The sequence below is a fragment of the Aliiroseovarius sp. M344 genome (assembly GCF_025140835.1).
Lineage (GTDB): Bacteria > Pseudomonadota > Alphaproteobacteria > Rhodobacterales > Rhodobacteraceae > Aliiroseovarius.
Genome location: NZ_CP081153.1, coordinates 221,803 through 241,074, shown reverse-complemented (window position 1 = coordinate 241,074; position 19,272 = coordinate 221,803). Strand labels below are relative to the sequence as shown.

Sequence of the window (19,272 nt, the reverse complement as noted above, 5' to 3'; positions counted from 1 at the left end):
CTCACGACTTCAATCTGGTGTTGTCCGGGTCATAGATCGGACCTTCGATCCGGGTAATCGGGTGCCGCTCACCGTACACTTCGATCTCAAAATCGGTGGACTGGGATTGCTTTCGGGTCAGGTACCCGAAGACAATCGTCTGACCGACGGTATGACCAAACCCAGCACTTGTGGCGAGCGATACCGTTTCGCCAGCCTGCAAAATTGTTTCACCGCCAAACAGCGGAAGTTTCATCGGTGTCACGAATGTACAGAGCAACCGATCAGGGCCGTCCGCCTTTTGCTGGCTCAGCACGTCGCGGCCGATGAAATCGCCGCCGGATTTCAAATGCACGCGGAACCCCAGCCCGGCCTCGATGGGCGTATAGTCGGGTGAGATGTCACCCGACCAGTAAAGATACCCTTTTTCAAGCCGCAAACTGTCGATCGCGCGATATCCCACATCCCGGATACCGTGGGCCGCACCCGCCTCGCGCAGAACTCCATAAACATGGGCACCAAACTCGGTTGGTACATGCAGCTCCCACCCCAACTCACCAACAAAGCCAATGCGTACCGCGCGCACAGGCGCACAGCCGATCGTAATGTTTCGTGCGGTGGCAAAGGGAAACGCCGCGTTTGAAACATCCTGCTCACACGCCACCTGAAGGACATCGCGGGCCATGGGGCCACAGATGTTTATCACAGCACGCGCCGAAGTCACTTCGATCAGATGAACCGAGCCATCTTTTGGCATATGGCGGCGCATCCAGTCCGCATCATGTGTGCCGAAGCCAGAGCCGGTCACAAGATAGAAGTGATCGCGCCCAAGCCGCGTGATGGTGACATCGGCCTCGATCCCGCCCTTTTCGTTGCAGAACTGGGCATAGATCACCGCGCCAACCGGTTTATCCATGTTGCAGGCTGCAAGGCGTTGCAGGAAGTCCAGTGCGCCGGGGCCGAGAATTTCGAACTTCGCAAAGCTGGACTGATCAATCAGCGCTACTCCTTCACGCACCGCTTTATGCTCTTCCGCTGCAAAGGTATGCCATCCGGGATCAAGGAAATCGAGCTGATCGACCGGCTCGACCCCGTCAGGTGCGAACCAAAGCGGTCGCTCCCACCCGTTCTTCGAGCCATAGACAGCACCATTTTCTTTCAGCACCTCATAAAGGGGCGACAGCCGTAGATTGCGCACGCTTTCAGCTTCCTGACCAGGGTATCGCATCTTGTAATGGTGGGCGTAATGTTCGACGGCTCGCGGATACATGAAGGCACGGGTTCCATGATGCGGGCCAAAACGTCGACAATCCAACGGCCACAGATCAAGCCCCGGCCGGCCATCTGTGATCCATTCTGCAATCATCTCTCCGGCACCGCCGCCAGCGGCGATGCCATACAGAAAGCCGGTGGCCATCATCAGATTGTCAAAACCCGGCGCCCAACCCATGACGAAATCACCATCGGCGGAATAGGGGATCGGCCCGTTGATGACCGAACGAATACCAACCTCGTTCAACACCGGTGTGACTTCGGCGGCCAACTCGGCAAGGGGGCCGAACCGATCCAAGTTATCAGGCAGAAGTTGGCGGACAAATTCGCCGGGGATCCCGCGATCGCCGAAAGGCAGCGTACCTTCCTCGTAGCCGCCAATCACCAGACGCCCACCCGCATCGGGTTTGTAGTAAACCAGCCGCTCTGGGTCGCGCAGCGTTGGCAAACCTCGAACAAGGTCGGCATCGGGCAATGGCTCGGTCACGATATACTGATGTTCAACGGCACAAGCCGGCACTTGGATGCCAAGCTTAGCGCCAAGTTCGCGGCTCCACATGCCCGCAGCCATGACGACGGTTTCCGCCTCATAATCCCCGTCGGACGTCATGACCTTGGTGATCCGGCCGTTTTTCACTTCGAAATCCAGCACCGTCACACCCTGACGGATTTGGGCCCCAAATTTGCGGGCGCCCGCTGCAATCGCTTGGCAAAGACTTGCGGGGTCAACATGTCCGTCGGATGGAATGAAAGCCGCGCCCAAAATACCGGTTTCGTCAATGTAAGGGAAAAGTTGTTTGGCCTCGCTGGCCGAAATCATCTCCATTTCAAGGTCGAAGCTGCGGGCCATTGTTGTCAGCCGCTTGGCTTCCAGCATGCGTTCTTTCGTTGCAGCAAGCCGCAGGCTTCCGACCTTTTTCCAGTCGAATGCCATACCGGTTTCTTCTTCCAACCTGTCATACATCGCAACCGATCGTTTCAGCATGCGAGTTGTATTGCGTGATGATCGCAACTGGCCGACCAGTCCGGCTGCATGCCAGGTCGCCCCTTCAGTCAGACCCGCTTTTTCGAGCAGGACAACGTCTTTCTCACCGCCACGCGCAAGGTGATAAGCCGTCGAACAACCAATAATCCCACCACCAATAATGAGGTGTTTGACAGAGTGTGTGCACATTCATTGCCATCCCGATGACGTGCAATAATTCGTGATCATTGCAACATAAAGCAACATAAAGTTCTACTTAATATCGCCAATATCTGGATTTAGGCACAAAAGACTTCACCTATCAATCTCTTTCTATGGGACGCAGAACGAGGCACCAGCCTGGGGACAGAGTCCGTGAAGCGGCACTCGGATCACAATACCAAAGAGGTCGGGCTCGCATTCTTCGAAGGTGTGGCGCACGATGTGACCTAGGCGCTTTCGCCCTAGCGCCCTACCTCAGCTGATCTACCGCCAATACCCGTTGGCCGCGGCAACAGTGGCGAAATGGGTCGCGACCACTTGGCTGACAGCGATCAATGCCTCGGCGTCTTCTGCATACTCGGGCCGCATCCTTTCGCGGGCTTCCGCATCGGGCTGGGTCATCTTGACCGCCACGCGCGACAGTTTGACGGCCAGTTCATAGCCTTGTTCCGGATTTTCAGTGATCAGGGATGGAAGCCAGGATGACATGATATGTCCTTTCAGGTTGGCATCATTCATCCGCAGTTTGTGACCGCCGCGCCGACAAAGCAACACCTCTGATCAACCCGCAAAACGGGCTTGTTTGCATTGGCATCTCAACGCCGCACCCGGTAGCCTTTTCAACAATACGCCGCTGACAGGCGCTGACTGGAACAAAGGACGCCCCATGAAAATTGTGCGCACAGACAGCGAACTTCAGACACCTAAACTGGATGCGGCGTTGAAAGCCGCGGGACATGATCTGGTGCTGTTGCCCGATGGGATCGCGGATGACGCGTTGCTGGAGGCGACCAGCGACGCCGACCTGATTCTGATGTGCTATACGCCGATCACCCGGCAGGTGATCAAAAATGCCGCCAAGCTTAGGGGCATCGTCAAGTATGGCGTCGGGATTGACGCCATCGACATTCCTGCCGCCATCGAAGCGGGTGTTGCCGTGGTGAACGTACCGGAATACGCGGAAGAAACAGTCGCGGAAGGCGCGTTTGCCCTTTTGATTGCACTGGCCAAGAAACTGACCGCGCTCAACACCCATATGACGGCTGAGGGCTGGGCATGGCCCGAACCGACATGGTTGGGGTCAGACATTGCCGGCAAGACCGTCGGGATTATCGGGCTGGGCAAGATCGGGCGCAGTATGGCGCGGATGGCTGGGCAGGGGTTTCGCGCGAATGTCATTGCCTACAGCCCGCATGCCTCAGCCACCGAAATGGCCGAACTGGGTGTTACGAAGATCGAAAACCTGCATGATCTTATGGCGCAAAGCGACTTCGTGACCATCCATTCAGTCTTGAATGACGACACCCGTGGCATGATTGGCGCGGATGAACTTCGGGCAATGAAGCCCTCTGCGTTTCTGATCAATGTCTCGCGTGGTGCAATTGTGGACGAGGCCGCGCTTGTCCAGGCGATCCGCGAAGGCTGGATTGCCGGGGCCGGGCTGGACGTGTTCAGCCAAGAGCCGCTGGCCAAAACAGGCCACCCGATGAGCGAACTGTTTAAGCATCCGAACGTGATCTTGTCGCCTCACCTTACCTTTTACACAGAAGACGCGATGCAACGTCTGGAAGACGAAACGATTGAGCGGTGTCAGGAGGTTCTGGCGGGGCGCGATGTGCTGATCAAATCGCACGACCCGCGTCTGCGCGCACAACGCAAGGGCGTGGTCTTTGCGGAATAGCGCACGGCCTAACGCACCAACCCGATGCAGATGATCCCGGCGCCAACAGCCCCGGCAGACAGAAGGCGTCGCACCCGCGGTCCTTCACCGAACCACAGAACCCCAATCAGGGCCGCAAAAATCACTGATGTTTCCCTGAGCGCAGACACGATGCCAAGCGGCGCGATGGTCTTCGCGTACAGCACCAGCGCATAGGCGGTGCCCGATACAACACCCCCGATGAACCCGATCAAAAGCGTTCGTGGCGGTTGTGTACGCAGCCGGTCCATTCGGGAGGGGAACAGGAACAAGACGATCAAGATTTTCGACAGGAACAACCAACCGATATAGCCAAGCGCGTTGCCGGAAGCCCGCACGCCGAACCCATCGACTAACGTATAGGCCACCACTGTTCCACCTATCGCCAGCGCCGCCAGAAGCGCGTTTCTGGACATTGTCGCATTGAACGCGCCTTGGGCCAGAAACATGATCCCCGCCGAAACACAGAAGATGCCTATCCACGCTTGAATGGGGAGCACCTCGCCCACCCAAAATTGCGCGCCCAAGGCGACCAGAACCGGGGCGAAACCCCGAGCTACAGGATAGATGAAGCTCAGATCTCCCAGCCGGTAGGCTACATTCAGAAAGTAGAAATAGAGCCAATGGATCGCGATGGACGCAACCATGTAGGGCCAAGCAGAGCTGTCCGGGATCGGCACGAACCCAATGAACGCCAGACCGAAAGCAACGTGGCCCAAAGCAATCATGCCCAGCATAATCACCCGGTCGCCTGCCCCTTTGACCAGTGCATTCCACAGCGCATGCAGGAATGCCGCCGACAGAACGATCAGGGCGACCTGAGCCGTCATGCCGCGTCTTTGATCGCCGTCACCACGATATCAAGAGCGCGGTCCAGATCGTCACGCGAAATTGTCAGGGGCGGCGACAGGGTTAGCACGCATCCCTGACTGATTTTGAAGCTCAGCCCCGCTTCAAGGCAGGCATAATAGATCCGTTCAGCCCGCGCATTGCCGGCGGTTTTCAGGGTGCGATCTTCGACGATCTCGACCCCGAACATCAGACCGCGTCCGCGAATATCGCCGACAACCGGGACGTCTTGCAGACGATCCTGCAGTACCTGCATCGCGTGTTGGCCAAGTGCTGCGGACCGTTCGACCAACCCCTCTTCCTCGATAATTTCGATGGTTGTCAGGGCGGTGCGGGACGTGACCGGGTTTTTCTCGTGCGTATAATGCCCAATAGCGAAATCGCCACAGACATCCAGTTCGCGCCTTGCCACGCACGCTGCGATCGGAAGAATACCCCCACCCAGCGCTTTGCCCATGGTGACGATGTCAGGGATTATCTCGTCATGCTCAAACGCGAACATCTTGCCGGTCTTGCCCAGACCCGTCGGAATTTCGTCCATGATCAACAGCGCGCCGTGACGGTTGCAGGCCTCGCGCACGGCTTTCCAAAAACCGGGGGGCGGAACATACGGCACCGCACGCATCGGCTCGGCGATCACCGCCGCCACGTCGCCTTCGCGTTCCAACACGTAGTCGACCATCTTGGCGCAGGCCAAACCGCAGGTGTCCGGGCTTTCGTGATTGTAAGGGCAGCGATAGCAGGCGAACGGCGCGACGTGCTCCGTGCCCGACAGCAGCGGGCCTGCGATGTGGCTGCGAAACGTTGCCTCGCCCCCAACACTGGCGGCACCCATACCAGCGCCGTGAAATGCATCCCAGAACGAGATTGTCTTGTAACGGCCCGTCGCTGCGCGGGCGATTTTCAGCGCCACCTCGTTGGCGTCCGAGCCCCCTGTTGTGAACAGGACTTTGCCAAGATCGCCGGGCGCAATCTGGGAAAGCTTCTCGGCCAGTTCAACGGCGGGATCATTGGTGAACCGGCGGGGCGCGAAGGGCAAATCATCAAGCTGAGCCTTGATCGCAGCGATCAGTTTGGGGTGGCCATAGCCGATATGGTGTACCGAGTTGCCGTGAAAATCCATGAAGCGGCGCCCGTCCATATCCTCGATCCAAATGCCATCAGCCTTGGCAATGGTGCTGACGCATGGGCTCGACAGGCTTTGGTGCATGAACGCGTCGGCGTCACGCTTCAGCAGAGGCTCAGATTTCGGTCCAATGGATTTTTTCAGCCACGAACGTCGCGCATCTGAGGTGTTGGATTCGCCTTCGGTGTGAACGATCTTCGTGGCCATGATTCCTCAGAAAGAAAAGGTGAGACCCGGTGACCGGGCCTCACAGTCAGGGAGAGATTACGTGCTTACGGTACACCCTAGTTTGGCCAAGGCAGCGAATAGGTCTTCACATTGGTGAAGAACTTCATCGCTTCGGTGACGCCTTCCTTGACGGCATTACCACTGTCTTTGATGCCACCAAATGGCGATGTTTCGATGCGATATCCGGGTTGTTCCCAGATGTTGCAGGTGCCCACATCCAGCCCGTTGATATAGGCAATCGCCCGGTTCAGATCGTTGGTACAAACACCCGATGATAGACCAAAATCGGTGGAGTTTGAGATCCGCATAACTTCGTCGTCATCGTCGGGCACCCGGACGATCGGGATGATCGGGCCGAAGGTTTCCTCCATCACCAATTCGCTGTCATGGGGCACACGGTCGACTACGATAGGCGGCAACAGTGCGCCGTCGCGACCGGGATGATACAGAATTTCTGCGCCGTCTTTCTCGGCCATAAAAACACGCTTTTCAAACAGCTCGGCAGCTTGCGCATGAATAACGCAGCCCAGTTCGGTGTCCGGGTCCTGCGGGTCACCAAACTTGATCTTCTTGGCCTTCTCTAACACCAGCGGCACAAATTTGTCCGCCACGCTCTCCTGCACCAGAATGCGTTTGATCGCTGTGCATCGTTGGCCGGAATTACCCGTCGCGCCAGCCACCGCAATGGTCGCGGCCTTGTCCAGATCGGCATCGTTCAGATCGTTGCAGATAATCAGGGGATCGTTGCCGCCAAGTTCCAGTGCCTGACGTTTGTAAGATGCTTTCTCGGCAATCATTTTACCCACCGGCACGCCGCCGGTGAAGGTGATGATGTCGATATTTTCATTGACGATCATCTCTTCGCCGATGTCTTGCGGCCATCCCGTGACAACCTGAAACATCTCGGGGGGAAGCCCGGCTTCGTAAAGGATGTCCGCCAAAGCGATCGCGGTCAGAGGAGTCAGCTCGGTCGGCTTACACACCATGCAATTGTTGGTCGCGATCGACGGCGCAATCTTGTGGCTGACCATGTTCAGTGGGTGATTGAACGGAGTGATCGCCGAGATCGCTTTAACGGGCTCGCGCTTAGTGAAAATCTTCCGCTCTTTCCCGTTATGGGTCAGGTCACACGAGAAAATCTCGCCATCATCGTTCAGAGCTTGAGCCGCGGCGAATTGGTAAACATCCTGCGCGCGCTTGGTTTCGTAAATGGCGTGCTGGTGGCAAATGCCCAACTCGAGCGTCAGCCACTTGGCCAGAAAATCACGGCGTTCACCGATCAGTTCGCCTGCGCGCTGCAGGATTTGCGACCGTTCATAGCGCGACAATTTGGACTTGTAGTTCGCAGCGATTTCAAACGCCCGGCGTGCGTGTTCTGCCTGACCGGCAGGAACGGTGCCAATAACCTCGTCGGTATAGGGATACTTCACCGGCACGACATCGTCGGTAAACACGATCTCGCCCCCGATACGCATGCCTTCATGCCGGATGTCGTCTTTGCTCATTACGTTATCCTTCATATCAAGTCGCCGCTGCTGTCGTGGCATAGAAAAAGGCGTCAAAGTTCCGCAGCACTGGGCGTTCCGGTAAGGGCAAAACGCGGTTGCAGATGAACGGCACCTCTTGTTCCGTCAGACCACCGTGGCTGCGCAATGGTTCGTTCAACGCGGCCAGATCGTGGCGATGTTCGGACGTGCCAATACAAATGTTTTCGCCCGATACCAGCACGATGTCACCAATCCGGTCCGCAGGCAATTCAAAGCGGGCGACGGCTTCGGCGTTGGTCAACACGTCGGTGATCCCATCCGTCGCTCGCAACTTCGCCATGATTTCGTCCTGATCAGCGCTGTCTGGCAAATAGGCTGTCGCGAAAGAGCCAAGCGCGCCATGGTGTACCACATAGGGGTCGGTGATCGGCAAGATCAGCCGCGCGGCGGCTTCGCCCAGCCATTCGTCCAGCAAATCCTGAACATAGACAACCGAGGGCGAGCCGTCGGCGTGATGCTTGGGCTTCATGCCGTGGTCAGCCGTCACTACGATCGTAGCGCCCATCGCATCCAGCTCGGTCAGATATTTGTCGAACATTTCATAGAACGCTTTGGCCTCAGCCTGATCGGGGGCGTATTTGTGCTGCACGTAATCCGTGGTTGTCAGGTACATGACATCCGGCTTCCATTCGCGCAGCAGTTTGACGCCAGCGGCAAACACGAACTCGGACAGTTCGGCAGAATAAACATCGGGCTGGGCCATACCCAACCACTTGCTGGCTTCCGCCTGACCATGGTCGGCTTGGGTCGAAGTGTCCGATTTCTCGGCCGAGAAGCACTTGGCGCGATCGTCGCCAAATTCCAGCCCAGCGCCCAGAAGCGCGCGCAGTTTGTCTTTGGCGGTCACAATGGCCACACGAGCGCCCGCGTCATAGAACGCCTTGAATACCGTCGGCGCACGCAGGAAGCGCACGTCGTTCATCATCACTTCTTCGCCGGTTTCCGGCTCGTACAGATAGTTGCCGCAAATGCCATGCACGACCGGCGGGCGGCCAGTTGCAATCGACAGGTTGTTGGGATTGGTGAAGGATGGAATGACCGAATAGGCCAACCGGTCGGTGCCGTCTGCCCGCATCCGCTTCAGGGTCGGCATCAGCCCATCGGCGATCGCTTTATCCAGATACTCCGGCTCGCACCCATCAAGGCAGATCGCAATCGCACAAGTTTTCGGGGCAGGATAAGCGCGCCCGTTCGCAACGACGGGAGATTGAATGGTCATAGAGTATTCCTTCGTATTTTTCAGGCGGCCAGCTTGGCGCGTTCTTCAAGTGCAATTGCAGGAGGAGCAGCGCTTTTAACGCCCATCTCGTCCAGTGTTTCTCTGGCGGCGGTGACGACCTGCCGCATGACATGTTCATCCATTTGACCGATGCAGCCTACACGGAAGCTGTCAACGACCGTCAGCTTGCCGGGATAAATGATAAAGCCCTTGTCTTTCATGAGCTCATAGAACCGATCGAAGACGAAATTCTCGTCCGCCGGGCAGAAAAAGGTCACGATGATGGGCGACAGCCAGCGGTCTTTCAGCAAGGTTTCGAACCCCAGTTCGCGCATGCCGTCGACCATCACATCGCGATTGCGTGTGTAACGCCCACCACGACCAGCGACACCACCCTCGGCCTCGTGCCCACGCAGCGCTTCCAGGAAGGCAGCGACCACGTGGGTGGGCGGGGTAAACCGCCACTGGCCGGTTTTGTTCATATGCGCCCATTGCGCATGAACATCCAGGCTCAGCGAATGGCTGTTGCCTTTGGCCGCCTCAAGTTCGGATGTGCGCGCGATGATGAAGCCGAACCCCGGCACGCCTTCAATGCATTTGTTGGCCGAGGATACCATGGCCTCGTAACGGATATCAGCGACCTTCAACTCTATCGCGCCGAAAGCAGACATAGAGTCGATCAAAAGTTTTCGTCCGGCAGCGTATGTTGCTTCCGAAATTTCTTCGACCGGGTTCAGGATGCCGGAACTGGTTTCGCAATGGATCGCGACGACATGGGTGATCGCTGGATCATCCGCCAATATCTGCGCCACCTCTTCGCCACGTGGCGGAAGGTAATCACCTTTGTTTAAAACGATATGATCGCGACCAAGATATTCCAGCGTCTGCGCCGAGCGCATTCCATAAGCGCCGTTTGCCAAAACAAGTGCTTTGCCATCACGTGGAATAAAAGAGGCCAGCATCGCCTCGACCGAGAATGACCCGCTGCCCTGCATGGGCACACAATCGAAATTTTCCGAACCGGGACCAAGCAGGGCCAGAAGGCGCTGACGCATGTCGCGGGTCATGGCACGGAAGTCGTCATCCCAGCTTCCCCAATCGCGCAGCATTGCCTCTTTCACAGCGAACGACGTCGTCAAGGGGCCGGGTGTCAGAAGGTAAGGTTCGCCCAAACGCGGCGGTTCGATTTTGATGTCTGCAGCGGTCATTTCTTGTCTCCGGAAGGGGGAACTTGAAAACAGCATTGCAGCAGATTGATCCATATGTGAAATTGCAATTAACGATCAAAGCATAGGTTTTACTTATGCACTAAAAATACTGGATTAGCATGCGTCATAGTCAGTTGAAAGCCTTTCACCATGTTGCCCTTCTGGGTGGTTTTTCACGTGCTGCCGAAGCGCTTTTTCTGACCCAGCCTGCGATCTCGGAACAGGTTAAGAAACTGGAGCAGGATCACGACACGCTTTTATTTCACCGCGAACGCAAGCGCGTCCGACTGACTGAGGAAGGTGCGCACCTTTTCCGGTTTACAAAGCAGTATTTCGAAATTGAACAACAGATCGAGGAATACATGTCCTCGACCAGTGCCGCCATCGACGGCGAGCTGCGCATCGTCGCGGACAGCGCGCATCACATCACCCATTTTCTGGGTGACTTTCGCGCCCGCTACCCCAATATCTCGGTCACTTTGCGGACCGGCAACACCGAGGAAATTCTGGAAGAGCTTCGTGCCTACAACGCTGAGATCGGCATCGTCGGCAGCCTGACGCCCGGTGCGGATATGGAGGCGCTGAATCTTGGAACAACCAAGATTACGGCCTTTGCAGCGCACGGGTCGTCACTGGCATCAAAACCGTCGCTTAGCTTAAAAGAACTGACCGCGTTGCCGCTGATCTTTCGCGAGCAAGGATCAAAAACCCGGCAGAAGCTTGAAGAGACCGCGAAAAAACAAGGTCTGAGCCTGACCCCCGCAATTGTTGCTGAAGGCCGTGAGGCGGTGCGCGAAGTTGTTGCATCGGGTGCTGGCATCGGGTTTGTGTCTCAGGCGGAATACGGGCACGATGACAGGCTGACGCAGATTACCCTGACCGACGCTGATATCGAGATGAGCGAGACACTTGTTCATTTGGGCCAAAGGCGCGATGTCAAAGTGATCCGGGCCTTCATGGATTTCGCACGCAAGGCACAGGACGAAAAAAACGCCAGCGGTTAGGCTGGCGTTCTCAATTGCTTGTCAAACAGCGATCACCGCGTTCGCCAGGCTTGTGTGCGGGTCAACACGCCTTTTGACACCAGCAAATGGATGATCCGCGCCGCCGCGTTGGTGTAGAAAATCATCATCCCCATCGCTGCCGCAGGGGCAATGTCACCGGCATCATCCATGTTCAACACCGCGATCGACGCCAAGGACGTCTTGGGCGAATACAGAAACACCACCGCTGATACCGTCGTCATCGCGTTGACGAACAGATAGATCGAGATGTCCAGAACTGATGGCAAGCACACGGGCACGGTCACCCGGCTGAACAGTTTCATAGTCGGTTGTTTCAGCGATGCCGATACGGATTCAAACTCGCGATCCATCTGTTTCAGCGCGGTGACCGCCGTCAGGTGGGACACCGTATAGAAGTGTGTCACCGAACAGATCACAAGGATCGCCATCGTCCCGTAAATCGCATTCAGCGGGTTGGATGGATTGTTGAAGAAAAAGATATACGCCAAGCCAAGCACCATGCCCGGAATGGCCATGGGCAGCATGGCAAACATCTGGAACAAGGCGCGGCCTGTTTTGAAGCCGTTGGTCTTTTCAACCAGATAGGCACCGAAGAACACAATTGCTGTCCCAAACACAGCCGTCAGCAAGCCCAGCTTGATCGAGTTGTAATAGGAGCCCCAGCCGCCACCATCCATCTTGTCGAATTGGTAATTGTTCAAGCTCAGGCTCAGGTCGTAGGGCCAAAACTTGATCAGGGCAGCGTATTGGCAGACGGCCAGAATGCCGACGATAAACAGGCCGACAAAGGCACAATAGATGAACGAGATTGTATCTGCACGCTTGTCGGGTTGCGGTTGGTAAGGAACCGAACGCGCCGACAGCAACGCCACTTGCTTTGACTGCACCAATCGGTCAATGCCGAAGGCAAAAATCGCAGGGATGACCAGTACAACCGACACCACCGCGCCCATCTCGAAATTCTGCTGACCGATCACCTGCTTATAGATGTCGACAGCTAGTACGTTGAACTGACCACCGATGACTTTCGGCAGACCGAAATCGGTGATCACAAGGTTGAAAACCACAAAGGCTGCCGAGATCAGACCATAGCGCGCGCCGGGAATTGTGACGGTCCAGAACGTGCGCCACCGCGTGGCCCGCAAGCTGGCCGCCGCTTCGTAAAGTCGCGCGTCCGAGATCGCGAGCGCTGTCGAGATGATCATGAAAGCATGTGGAAAGGTGAAGAAGACCGAGCCAATGACGATCCCGATCGGGCCATAGATACTGGCGCCGAACAGAAGCTCTTTCATCATACCCTGATTGCCGAACAGATAGACCAGAGCGATCCCCGGCAACAGCGACGGCACAAGAATGGGTGCCATGGCGATCAGTCGGAAGACACCCTTGTAGCGCATACAACTGCGGTTCAGTGCATAGGCAAACCAGAACGCGAGCGTCACCGTCACAATCGTACTGACCACCGCGATCCACATCGAGTTCTTGATCGAATTAAACAAGGCTGGCGTTGAGAAGTAGTTGATAAAGTTATCAAATCCCGTCGCCTTTAGAGGTCGAAGCTGCACCCGCCGAAACGTATTGCTGTCAAGCGTTACCCAGTCGGTACTGTCCTGCAAAGTTGACCCAACCAAAAACCTCCCGTCGTCGCTCGTGTTGCGAACCTGGTACATCACCGGGCTTCGGAAGCTGAAATCCGGGAACAAGCCGGTGACGGGCAGTCGCCCATCTGATCCGGTATTCAGATCCGCTTCCTCGATTGCGCTTACTTGCTGGTTCAGAGCCGCGCCGTTCAGGATGGTGCCATCAAAAACGCCATCCTCGTTACTGACCTGGAATTCGTACTGCGACAATTCGAAACGGAAGGTCGAAAAAGATTTCGACAACATCGCGTAAAGTGGAAAGGCCAGGGTAATCACCAGATATAGGGCGATTACCAACATCCCACCGCGCATCATTATGTCGTCGCGGCTTAGTTTGCCTTTGACAACCGGGCCTGCGGGCATTTGTGAAAGATTGGTCGTATCGGTCATCAGACTGCCTCCGGCCGATCAAACGCCATTAAACGATCTGTTGGAAGTTCGATGACCATCTGCTTACCTTGACCAAGCCCAAGTCGTCGCACGGCATTGATCGAAAAGTCTGCAATCAACTCGGAATCGCCGAACCGCTCGTTGCGCAGTCGGCACCGCCAGAACGATCCCAGAAACTCCATTTCATGCAGCAGCACGTCGATGCAGTTCCGGTTCGGGTCGTCCGAGGAATAGCCTTCCTCATGTGGAATAATATCTTCTGGTCGGATGGCGGCCACAACGGGGGTGCCATCGCTGAATCTGTGATCGTGGCACGCAAAGGTCTTTTCACCGACGCTGAGCCTGCCGCCCTTGGCGACGACTGACTTGATCTGGTTCATTTCGCCAATGAAGTCGGCGACAAAAAGATTTGCAGGTTCGCGATAGATTTCGGTGGGTGACCCAACCTGTTCGATCACACCATGATTCATCACCACGATCCGGTCCGCCATTGCCAAGGCTTCTTCCTGATCATGTGTCACCATCACAGTGGTCACACCCAGCTTGCGCTGAAGTTCTTTAATCTCGTGACGCAGGTGGACGCGCACCTTGGCATCCAGCGCGGAAAGCGGTTCATCCAGCAACAACAGACCCGGATTGGTCGCGATCGCTCGGGCAAGCGCGATCCGTTGCTGTTGTCCGCCAGACAGTTGCGCCGGGTATTTGGTGCCCTGATCCGGCAAACCGACCAACTCCAGCAACTCGCTGACCCGAACGGCAATTTCGGATTTACTCCGACCGGTGTTTTCAAGCCCGAAGGCAATATTCTTCTCGATCGTCAGGTTTGGAAACAAAGCGTAGGACTGGAACACGATGCCGAAGTCTCGCTCGGACGGCGGCAGGTTCGAAACATCTTTTCCGTCCTGCATGACCGTGCCTTTGGTTTGCAGGTCAAGCCCAGCGATCGCCCTAAGCAAGGTCGTCTTACCGCAACCCGATGGGCCAAGAAAGCAGACGAATTCGCCGTCGTTGATGTCCAGCGAGATATCTTTCAGCGCAAGAAATGTGCCGAAGGCTTTCCACAGCTTGTCGATACTGAGATAGGTGTTCTGGCCTAGAGCGGTTTCTTTTGTCACAGGCTTGTCCTTACATATGCGGTTGGCAGATGCGCCAATCCAGTCCAGTCGCAACTGGATGGTTTTTTCAGTTCTGGGGAGAGCACGGTGAAGAAGCGGGGAACAGGATCCGTCCCCCGCTCTCTTAGCTTATGACTTGGGTTCAGACTTGCCGTCATAGCGGCCTTGCCATTCCTCAAGAATCGCAGCCCGATTGTTTGCCGCAAACTCGAAATCGTTGTCGATCATCGCGTCCAGCAGACCTTCGGGGAAGTGCTCAACCGGCTTGGCCACACCGGGATAAGCAACAACGGCATAGCCGGTGTTGTACATCTCGTTGGCCTCTTTGGTGACGGTAAAATCAACCAGCGCCTGAGCGGCCTCAAGATTGGCAGTGCCCGCAACAATCGCCGTGGCTTCCATATCCCAACCTACGCCCTCGGACGGAACGATGATTTCCAAAGGTGCTCCATCGGCCTTCGACTTGGCGCCGCGGAAGGCGAACGAGATACCGATCGGGATCTCACCAGCAGCGGCCAGTTTGCAGGGTTTGGAACCGGAATGGGTATAGCGCGCGATGTTTTCATGCAGTGCGTCCATGAATTCCCATCCACCTTCTTCACCGAACATTTGCAGCCAGCTGGATACGTCAAGGAAACCGGTACCGGATGAATTCGGGTTCGGCATAATCACGTGGCCCGCATACATCGGGTCGGTCAGGTCTTTCCATGATGTGGGCGGTGTCAGACCAAGCTTTTCAGCTTCAACGGTGTTATAGCAAACCGACGCAACCCATGCGTCCATGCCGACCCACGCGGGCGGGTTGTCCCCATCCACGAATTTCGGATCAAGTTTTTCGACGCCTGCAGGCGCATAGGGCTCAAGCATGCCTTCTGATTTCAGAAGCAAAAGCGACGTTGCGGCCAGGCCCCAGATCACATCGGCTTGCGGGTTATCACGCTCTGCAAGCAGCTTGGCGGTGATAATCCCGGTAGAGTCCCGGACCCAGTTGATCTTGATGTCGGGGTTGCTTTGATTGAAGGTCTCAGCGTAGCGGGCCAGGTCTTCCGCTTCTACCGCTGTATAGACTGTCAGTTCGGTCTCGGCGACCGCTGCTGTGGCAAAGGCGACGCCGGCCAGAAATGACGTAAGCCTTTTTGCTGTGTGTTTCATAGTCTTCTCCTCTGTTGATCTTCTCTTGTTGTTGGCGGGACTGATCACTTTCCACACCATCCTTTTCGAGCCAGTTTGGCAGGTTCTGTCGACAAGAAAAATCGATTATACCTACCATATAATTAGCTCACCTTATACAAACCATGCCCCGCTCAACTGCACACTCAGCAGGGCCTTCCGAAATGCAACTCGCACACCGCGCCTCGTGCCATGACTCTATCAATGTTTTATGACAAAGCGGGCTCCTCCTTCGTAGGGCCGGCTTATCCATCCTGCGGCCGGCCTTGCTCATCGGTCAGCTAGACACCTCCTGGGGGTCCAAATCTTCAATCAAACGCGTTTCTAACAATTGGCCATTTCGATACAGGATCGGATAGGCAATCGCAGCAATGTGGTTGTTGATGTCGCGCAAGGCGCGCAGCGTCTCCAAGTGAATGTCGCTTGTTTCGAAACTTTCAACGCGACCATGTTGTAGTCGGGCGAGGTGGTTTTTGCGGCTTTTACGCTCCGTTCGTTTGAGATCGGCCTTCTCTTCCACCAACAATCGCGCGCTTTCCAGATCGTCTGATACCAATACATTGCTGGCCAAATGGAAATTTGCACAAACGGCGTCGTACATACGGACAAGTTCTGTCCAGCCTTCTTCTGAGAACCGGAATTGGCCATCCAGCTTCTCTTTCGCAACCGAGGTCAATTTGATCGCGATCACGTCCCCGGCAGCTTCCAGACGAATGGCAAATTCCATCAATCCCCGGACGGTTTTGTTATCAGCTTTGGAGTATGTGTCTTGCGGCATGCTGGCGACATAAGATCGGATGCCTGAAAGCGCTTCGTTCACCTTTTCATCTTGGGCGCGCGTTGCCCGTAACACAGCATTGTCGGACGCTTCGTATAACTGTGGCGTGGTCCGAAACATGTGTTCGACCAACCCGATCATCCGAAGAAGTTCGCGTTTCAGACTGGCGATAGCTTGCTGTGGGTTGTCAAGTGCGGCGTGGTCCAATGCGCTGCCCGGTTGTTCGCTTGCAATCACCTGACCGTTTGCTTCGCCTGGAAACATAATCGAGATCGGTCGTTCCAGCAGGCCGCAAATAGGCAACGCCAACAGCAACAAGGACAGGTTGAAACCGATATGCGCGTAGATTAGCGATTGACCCGGACTAACCAAAAGAAGGTGGTTTGGATCGGCCAGCAGGTTGATGCCAAGCAGGACAAGCAGCGACCAACCGCCACGCAACATCAGATTTGCGAAAGGGATACGCCGCGCCTTTGTCAGCATTCCGCGGGTCAACCAAATCGGTATGAACGCGCTGCCAAGGTTCGCACCAAGCAACAAAGAAAGCGCCGCGGCAAATGGGATCGCGTCGATCTGCACCAACGTCACGCACATTAAGATGGCTGCAACGCTGGAATGCATGACGAATGCCAATGCGGCGCCCACGATGAACGCTGTCAGGAAGTCGCGTGCCAAGTAGTCAGCTAAAGCAGGCAGGAAGGAACTGTCGCGGATTGGGGAGACCGCCTCTCGTAGAAACTGAAGCGAAATCAGGATAAATGCGACGCCCATCAAGATCCGGCCCAGTTGACGGCCCCGCTTGTCTTCAACTTTCACAAACAACCAGCCGCCCATTGCCAGCAGCATTGGGACCAGCCAATCCAACTTGAATGACAGTATCTGGATGATCAGCGCAGACCCCAGGTCGCCGCCCAAAACAATCGCAAGGCCAGTCGGGAACGCCAAATAACCACTCGACGCAAATCCGGCCGCCAAAAGCGCTACCGCTGCTGAACTTTGCAAAACAATCGCAAGTGAAAGGCCCGTCACACTTGCGCCTATCAAGCTTTGACTGCCGGTTAACATTCGCTGGAACGAAGCACCGAAGCTGCGTTCGATACCGGTGCGAACCATCCGCACGGCAAATAGCAAAAGCATCGTTGCGCCAGCAAGGCTGATGACAAAACTGATAATCGCCATGCTAAGAACCCACCACGTTTAGCAGGTCAGCGTGAAGCTCCGCTGTTGCCGCCGTCACCACACCCGAGGTGCCGGAATCCAAGGTCAAGGCGCGACCGGTCCAGTCGGTGATAACACCCCCGGCGGCCTCAATGATGGGCACCAATGGCAGATAGTCGTAAGGTTGCAAATCCTCGTCCACCACGGCGTCGACATGTCCCATCGCGACCAGCGCATGGGGGTAACAATCGTAACCAAACCGCCGCGTCTGCCCGACAGTCATGAGGCGGCTGAAGACCTCAGGGTGACGGGCAAGAACCTTTTCGCCCTCGTTCACGAATAGAATGGCTTGGTCCAGCGAGGTTTGCGACGAAACGCGGATTTTTGAACCGTTCAAAGTGGCATCGCCACCCCGCTCGCCGATCACCTTTTCGCCTAAAGCTGGCATACCGATAACGCCAATCTGCGGGACGCCATTGTTCAGCCGCCCCAACAAAAATCCAAATAGTGGGTGACCTGAAAGAAAAGACCGCGTTCCATCAATAGGGTCGATACTCCAGACATGATCGCGGGATATATCGGATTGGCCAAACTCCTCACCAAGAATGCCATCATCCGGAAAGTGCCGGTCGAGATACGCGCGCACTTGCAGCTCCACACCGCGATCAGCTTGGGTGACGGGGCTTTCATCATCCTTAAGCTCAATCTCAAGCAAATTGCGGAAATATCCCATTGCGGCACTGCCGGCCAAATCCGCAAGCCGATCCACATGAGATATCAGCGTATCGTTGCCGGTCAGCATTCCAACAATTCCTTATGGTCTGAAACGAGTGTGATGCCCCAAGAGGACATTTGGCGCGCGAGTATTCGATCCGGCATCTGATCCACCACCACATGGTCGATCTTTTCGGGCAAGAAACTTTGATGGGGAGCTTTGGCGCCAAATTTATGATGGGTCATCGCCACAACTGTCGTATCCGCACAGTCGATCACGACTGAGGCTAAATCTGCTTCCGCTCGGTTGAGGTACAGAAATCCATATTTTGGATGCAGCGCATCCGCGCTGAGCACGGCCAAATCATAGCAGAAATTCCGCGCCTGCTGTTCGGCAACATGGCCAAATGCACCAAGTTCGTCCACCTGCATCTCTCCGCCCAACAGATAAACGCGATTGTCGTTGTGACCCACCAATGTCTGCGCAACCTGCACCGAATTGGTTGTGATCGACAGTTTACCTCGGGCACGAAGCTCTTCTGCAACGAAAGCAGTGGTGCTTCCGACGTCCAGAAAAAGTGTCATTCCGTCGGCGACATCACGCACCAAGGCCTTCGCTACCATACGCTTTTCGCGGGCATATTGCTCTATCCGTCTGAAAAAACTGGGGTCACTTTGTGTTCCCACCAGATAGGCACCGCCGTGGACGCGCGCGACAGCCCCCGACTTGGAAAGCGACTTGATTGTCCGTCGCACAGTCTCTTCCGAAACGCCTAATGCGCCAGCAAGATCAGAATTCTTCGCAAAACCACCCACCCTTCGAATTGCATCCAGCAACTCCAGTTCACGGTAAGAATGTTTGGTGTCTTCTGCCACGACGCCCCCAAAAGCACACATTTATTAGGCCTTTAACTGAAGCGTATACCACAGTTATTCACAGTTTTGTGGATTTTTGACCGTTTTATTGGA

General features: G+C 55.8%; 15 protein-coding genes. 2 read left to right on the top strand and 13 right to left on the bottom strand.

Annotation, left to right across the window (positions count from 1 at the left end):
- Position 1: 1 nt before the first annotated feature.
- Complete coding sequence (locus K3556_RS01160; RefSeq protein ID WP_260517911.1) at positions 2-2,425, bottom strand: FAD-dependent oxidoreductase; 2,424 nt, start codon at positions 2,423-2,425, stop codon at positions 2-4.
- 276 nt (positions 2,426-2,701) lie between these two features.
- Complete coding sequence (locus tag K3556_RS01155; RefSeq protein WP_260517910.1) at positions 2,702-2,926, bottom strand: hexameric tyrosine-coordinated heme protein; 225 nt, start codon at positions 2,924-2,926, stop codon at positions 2,702-2,704.
- A 178-nt stretch (positions 2,927-3,104) separates the two neighbouring features.
- On the opposite strand from K3556_RS01155, the gene K3556_RS01150 reads away from it, so the two are divergent.
- Positions 3,105-4,118, top strand: a complete 1,014-nt coding sequence (locus K3556_RS01150; RefSeq protein ID WP_260517909.1) for a 2-hydroxyacid dehydrogenase — start codon at positions 3,105-3,107, stop codon at positions 4,116-4,118.
- A gap of 8 nt (positions 4,119-4,126) precedes the next feature.
- On the opposite strand, the gene K3556_RS01145 is transcribed toward K3556_RS01150, so the two are convergent.
- The 5 genes from K3556_RS01145 to K3556_RS01125 form a co-directional block, all read right to left on the bottom strand.
- Positions 4,127-4,966 carry a DMT family transporter gene (locus K3556_RS01145; RefSeq protein WP_260517908.1) on the bottom strand — a complete coding sequence of 280 codons (840 nt, stop codon included), beginning with the start codon at positions 4,964-4,966 and terminating at the stop codon, positions 4,127-4,129.
- On the bottom strand, positions 4,963-6,318 hold the full coding sequence (locus tag K3556_RS01140) for an aspartate aminotransferase family protein (RefSeq protein ID WP_260517907.1): 1,356 nt from the start codon (positions 6,316-6,318) through the stop codon (positions 4,963-4,965). The genes K3556_RS01145 and K3556_RS01140 overlap by 4 nt, the downstream gene beginning before the upstream one ends.
- A 77-nt stretch (positions 6,319-6,395) precedes the next feature.
- Positions 6,396-7,844 (bottom strand): phosphonoacetaldehyde dehydrogenase, encoded by a 1,449-nt coding sequence (phnY, locus tag K3556_RS01135; protein ID WP_260517906.1) that lies wholly within the window; start codon positions 7,842-7,844, stop codon positions 6,396-6,398.
- Positions 7,845-7,860: 16 nt separating this feature from the next.
- On the bottom strand, positions 7,861-9,105 hold the full coding sequence (gene phnA, locus K3556_RS01130; RefSeq protein WP_260517905.1) for a phosphonoacetate hydrolase: 1,245 nt from the start codon (positions 9,103-9,105) through the stop codon (positions 7,861-7,863).
- Between the two features lie 20 nt (positions 9,106-9,125).
- The gene (locus K3556_RS01125) at positions 9,126-10,313 is read right to left on the bottom strand and encodes a 2-aminoethylphosphonate--pyruvate transaminase (RefSeq protein WP_260517904.1); all 1,188 of its coding nucleotides are present in this window, start codon (positions 10,311-10,313) and stop codon (positions 9,126-9,128) included.
- Between the two features lie 119 nt (positions 10,314-10,432).
- On the opposite strand from K3556_RS01125, the gene K3556_RS01120 reads away from it, so the two are divergent.
- On the top strand, positions 10,433-11,317 hold the full coding sequence (locus K3556_RS01120) for a LysR substrate-binding domain-containing protein (protein WP_260517903.1): 885 nt from the start codon (positions 10,433-10,435) through the stop codon (positions 11,315-11,317).
- Positions 11,318-11,349: 32 nt separating this feature from the next.
- Here K3556_RS01120 and K3556_RS01115 read toward each other — a convergent pair whose 3' ends face one another.
- The 6 genes from K3556_RS01115 to K3556_RS01090 all read right to left on the bottom strand — a co-directional run bounded on the left by K3556_RS01115 (position 11,350) and on the right by K3556_RS01090 (position 19,179).
- Complete coding sequence (locus tag K3556_RS01115; protein WP_260517902.1) at positions 11,350-13,368, bottom strand: putative 2-aminoethylphosphonate ABC transporter permease subunit; 2,019 nt, start codon at positions 13,366-13,368, stop codon at positions 11,350-11,352.
- Positions 13,368-14,483, bottom strand: coding sequence for a putative 2-aminoethylphosphonate ABC transporter ATP-binding protein (locus tag K3556_RS01110; RefSeq protein WP_260517901.1), 1,116 nt, complete (start codon positions 14,481-14,483; stop codon positions 13,368-13,370). Before K3556_RS01110 ends, K3556_RS01115 begins: the two co-directional genes overlap by 1 nt.
- A gap of 129 nt (positions 14,484-14,612) precedes the next feature.
- A complete protein-coding gene (locus tag K3556_RS01105; protein WP_260517900.1) occupies positions 14,613-15,635 on the bottom strand; it encodes a putative 2-aminoethylphosphonate ABC transporter substrate-binding protein in 1,023 nt (340 codons plus the stop codon).
- A 295-nt stretch (positions 15,636-15,930) separates the two neighbouring features.
- Complete coding sequence (locus K3556_RS01100) at positions 15,931-17,610, bottom strand: Na/Pi cotransporter family protein (protein WP_260517899.1); 1,680 nt, start codon at positions 17,608-17,610, stop codon at positions 15,931-15,933.
- 1 nt (position 17,611) lies between these two features.
- The gene (locus K3556_RS01095) at positions 17,612-18,391 is read right to left on the bottom strand and encodes an inositol monophosphatase family protein (protein ID WP_260517898.1); all 780 of its coding nucleotides are present in this window, start codon (positions 18,389-18,391) and stop codon (positions 17,612-17,614) included.
- A complete protein-coding gene (locus K3556_RS01090; RefSeq protein WP_260517897.1) occupies positions 18,385-19,179 on the bottom strand; it encodes a DeoR/GlpR family DNA-binding transcription regulator in 795 nt (264 codons plus the stop codon). Before K3556_RS01090 ends, K3556_RS01095 begins: the two co-directional genes overlap by 7 nt.
- Positions 19,180-19,272: the final 93 nt, after the last annotated feature.

Excerpts from the sequence above, each read along its gene's own strand:
- K3556_RS01160 (WP_260517911.1), bottom strand. The coding sequence starts at position 2,425 with ATGTGCACACACTCTGTCAAACACCTCATTATTGGTGGTGGGATTATT.
- K3556_RS01105 (WP_260517900.1), bottom strand. The coding sequence starts at position 15,635 with ATGAAACACACAGCAAAAAGGCTTACGTCATTTCTGGCCGGCGTCGCC.
- K3556_RS01125 (WP_260517904.1), bottom strand. The coding sequence starts at position 10,313 with ATGACCGCTGCAGACATCAAAATCGAACCGCCGCGTTTGGGCGAACCT.
- K3556_RS01115 (WP_260517902.1), bottom strand. The coding sequence starts at position 13,368 with ATGACCGATACGACCAATCTTTCACAAATGCCCGCAGGCCCGGTTGTC.
- K3556_RS01100 (WP_260517899.1), bottom strand. The coding sequence starts at position 17,610 with ATGGCGATTATCAGTTTTGTCATCAGCCTTGCTGGCGCAACGATGCTT.
- K3556_RS01150 (WP_260517909.1), top strand. The coding sequence starts at position 3,105 with ATGAAAATTGTGCGCACAGACAGCGAACTTCAGACACCTAAACTGGAT.
- K3556_RS01155 (WP_260517910.1), bottom strand. The coding sequence starts at position 2,926 with ATGTCATCCTGGCTTCCATCCCTGATCACTGAAAATCCGGAACAAGGC.
- phnY (WP_260517906.1), bottom strand. The coding sequence starts at position 7,844 with ATGAGCAAAGACGACATCCGGCATGAAGGCATGCGTATCGGGGGCGAG.
- phnA (WP_260517905.1), bottom strand. The coding sequence starts at position 9,105 with ATGACCATTCAATCTCCCGTCGTTGCGAACGGGCGCGCTTATCCTGCC.
- K3556_RS01095 (WP_260517898.1), bottom strand. The coding sequence starts at position 18,391 with ATGCTGACCGGCAACGATACGCTGATATCTCATGTGGATCGGCTTGCG.
- K3556_RS01145 (WP_260517908.1), bottom strand. The coding sequence starts at position 4,966 with ATGACGGCTCAGGTCGCCCTGATCGTTCTGTCGGCGGCATTCCTGCAT.
- K3556_RS01120 (WP_260517903.1), top strand. The coding sequence starts at position 10,433 with ATGCGTCATAGTCAGTTGAAAGCCTTTCACCATGTTGCCCTTCTGGGT.
- K3556_RS01140 (WP_260517907.1), bottom strand. The coding sequence starts at position 6,318 with ATGGCCACGAAGATCGTTCACACCGAAGGCGAATCCAACACCTCAGAT.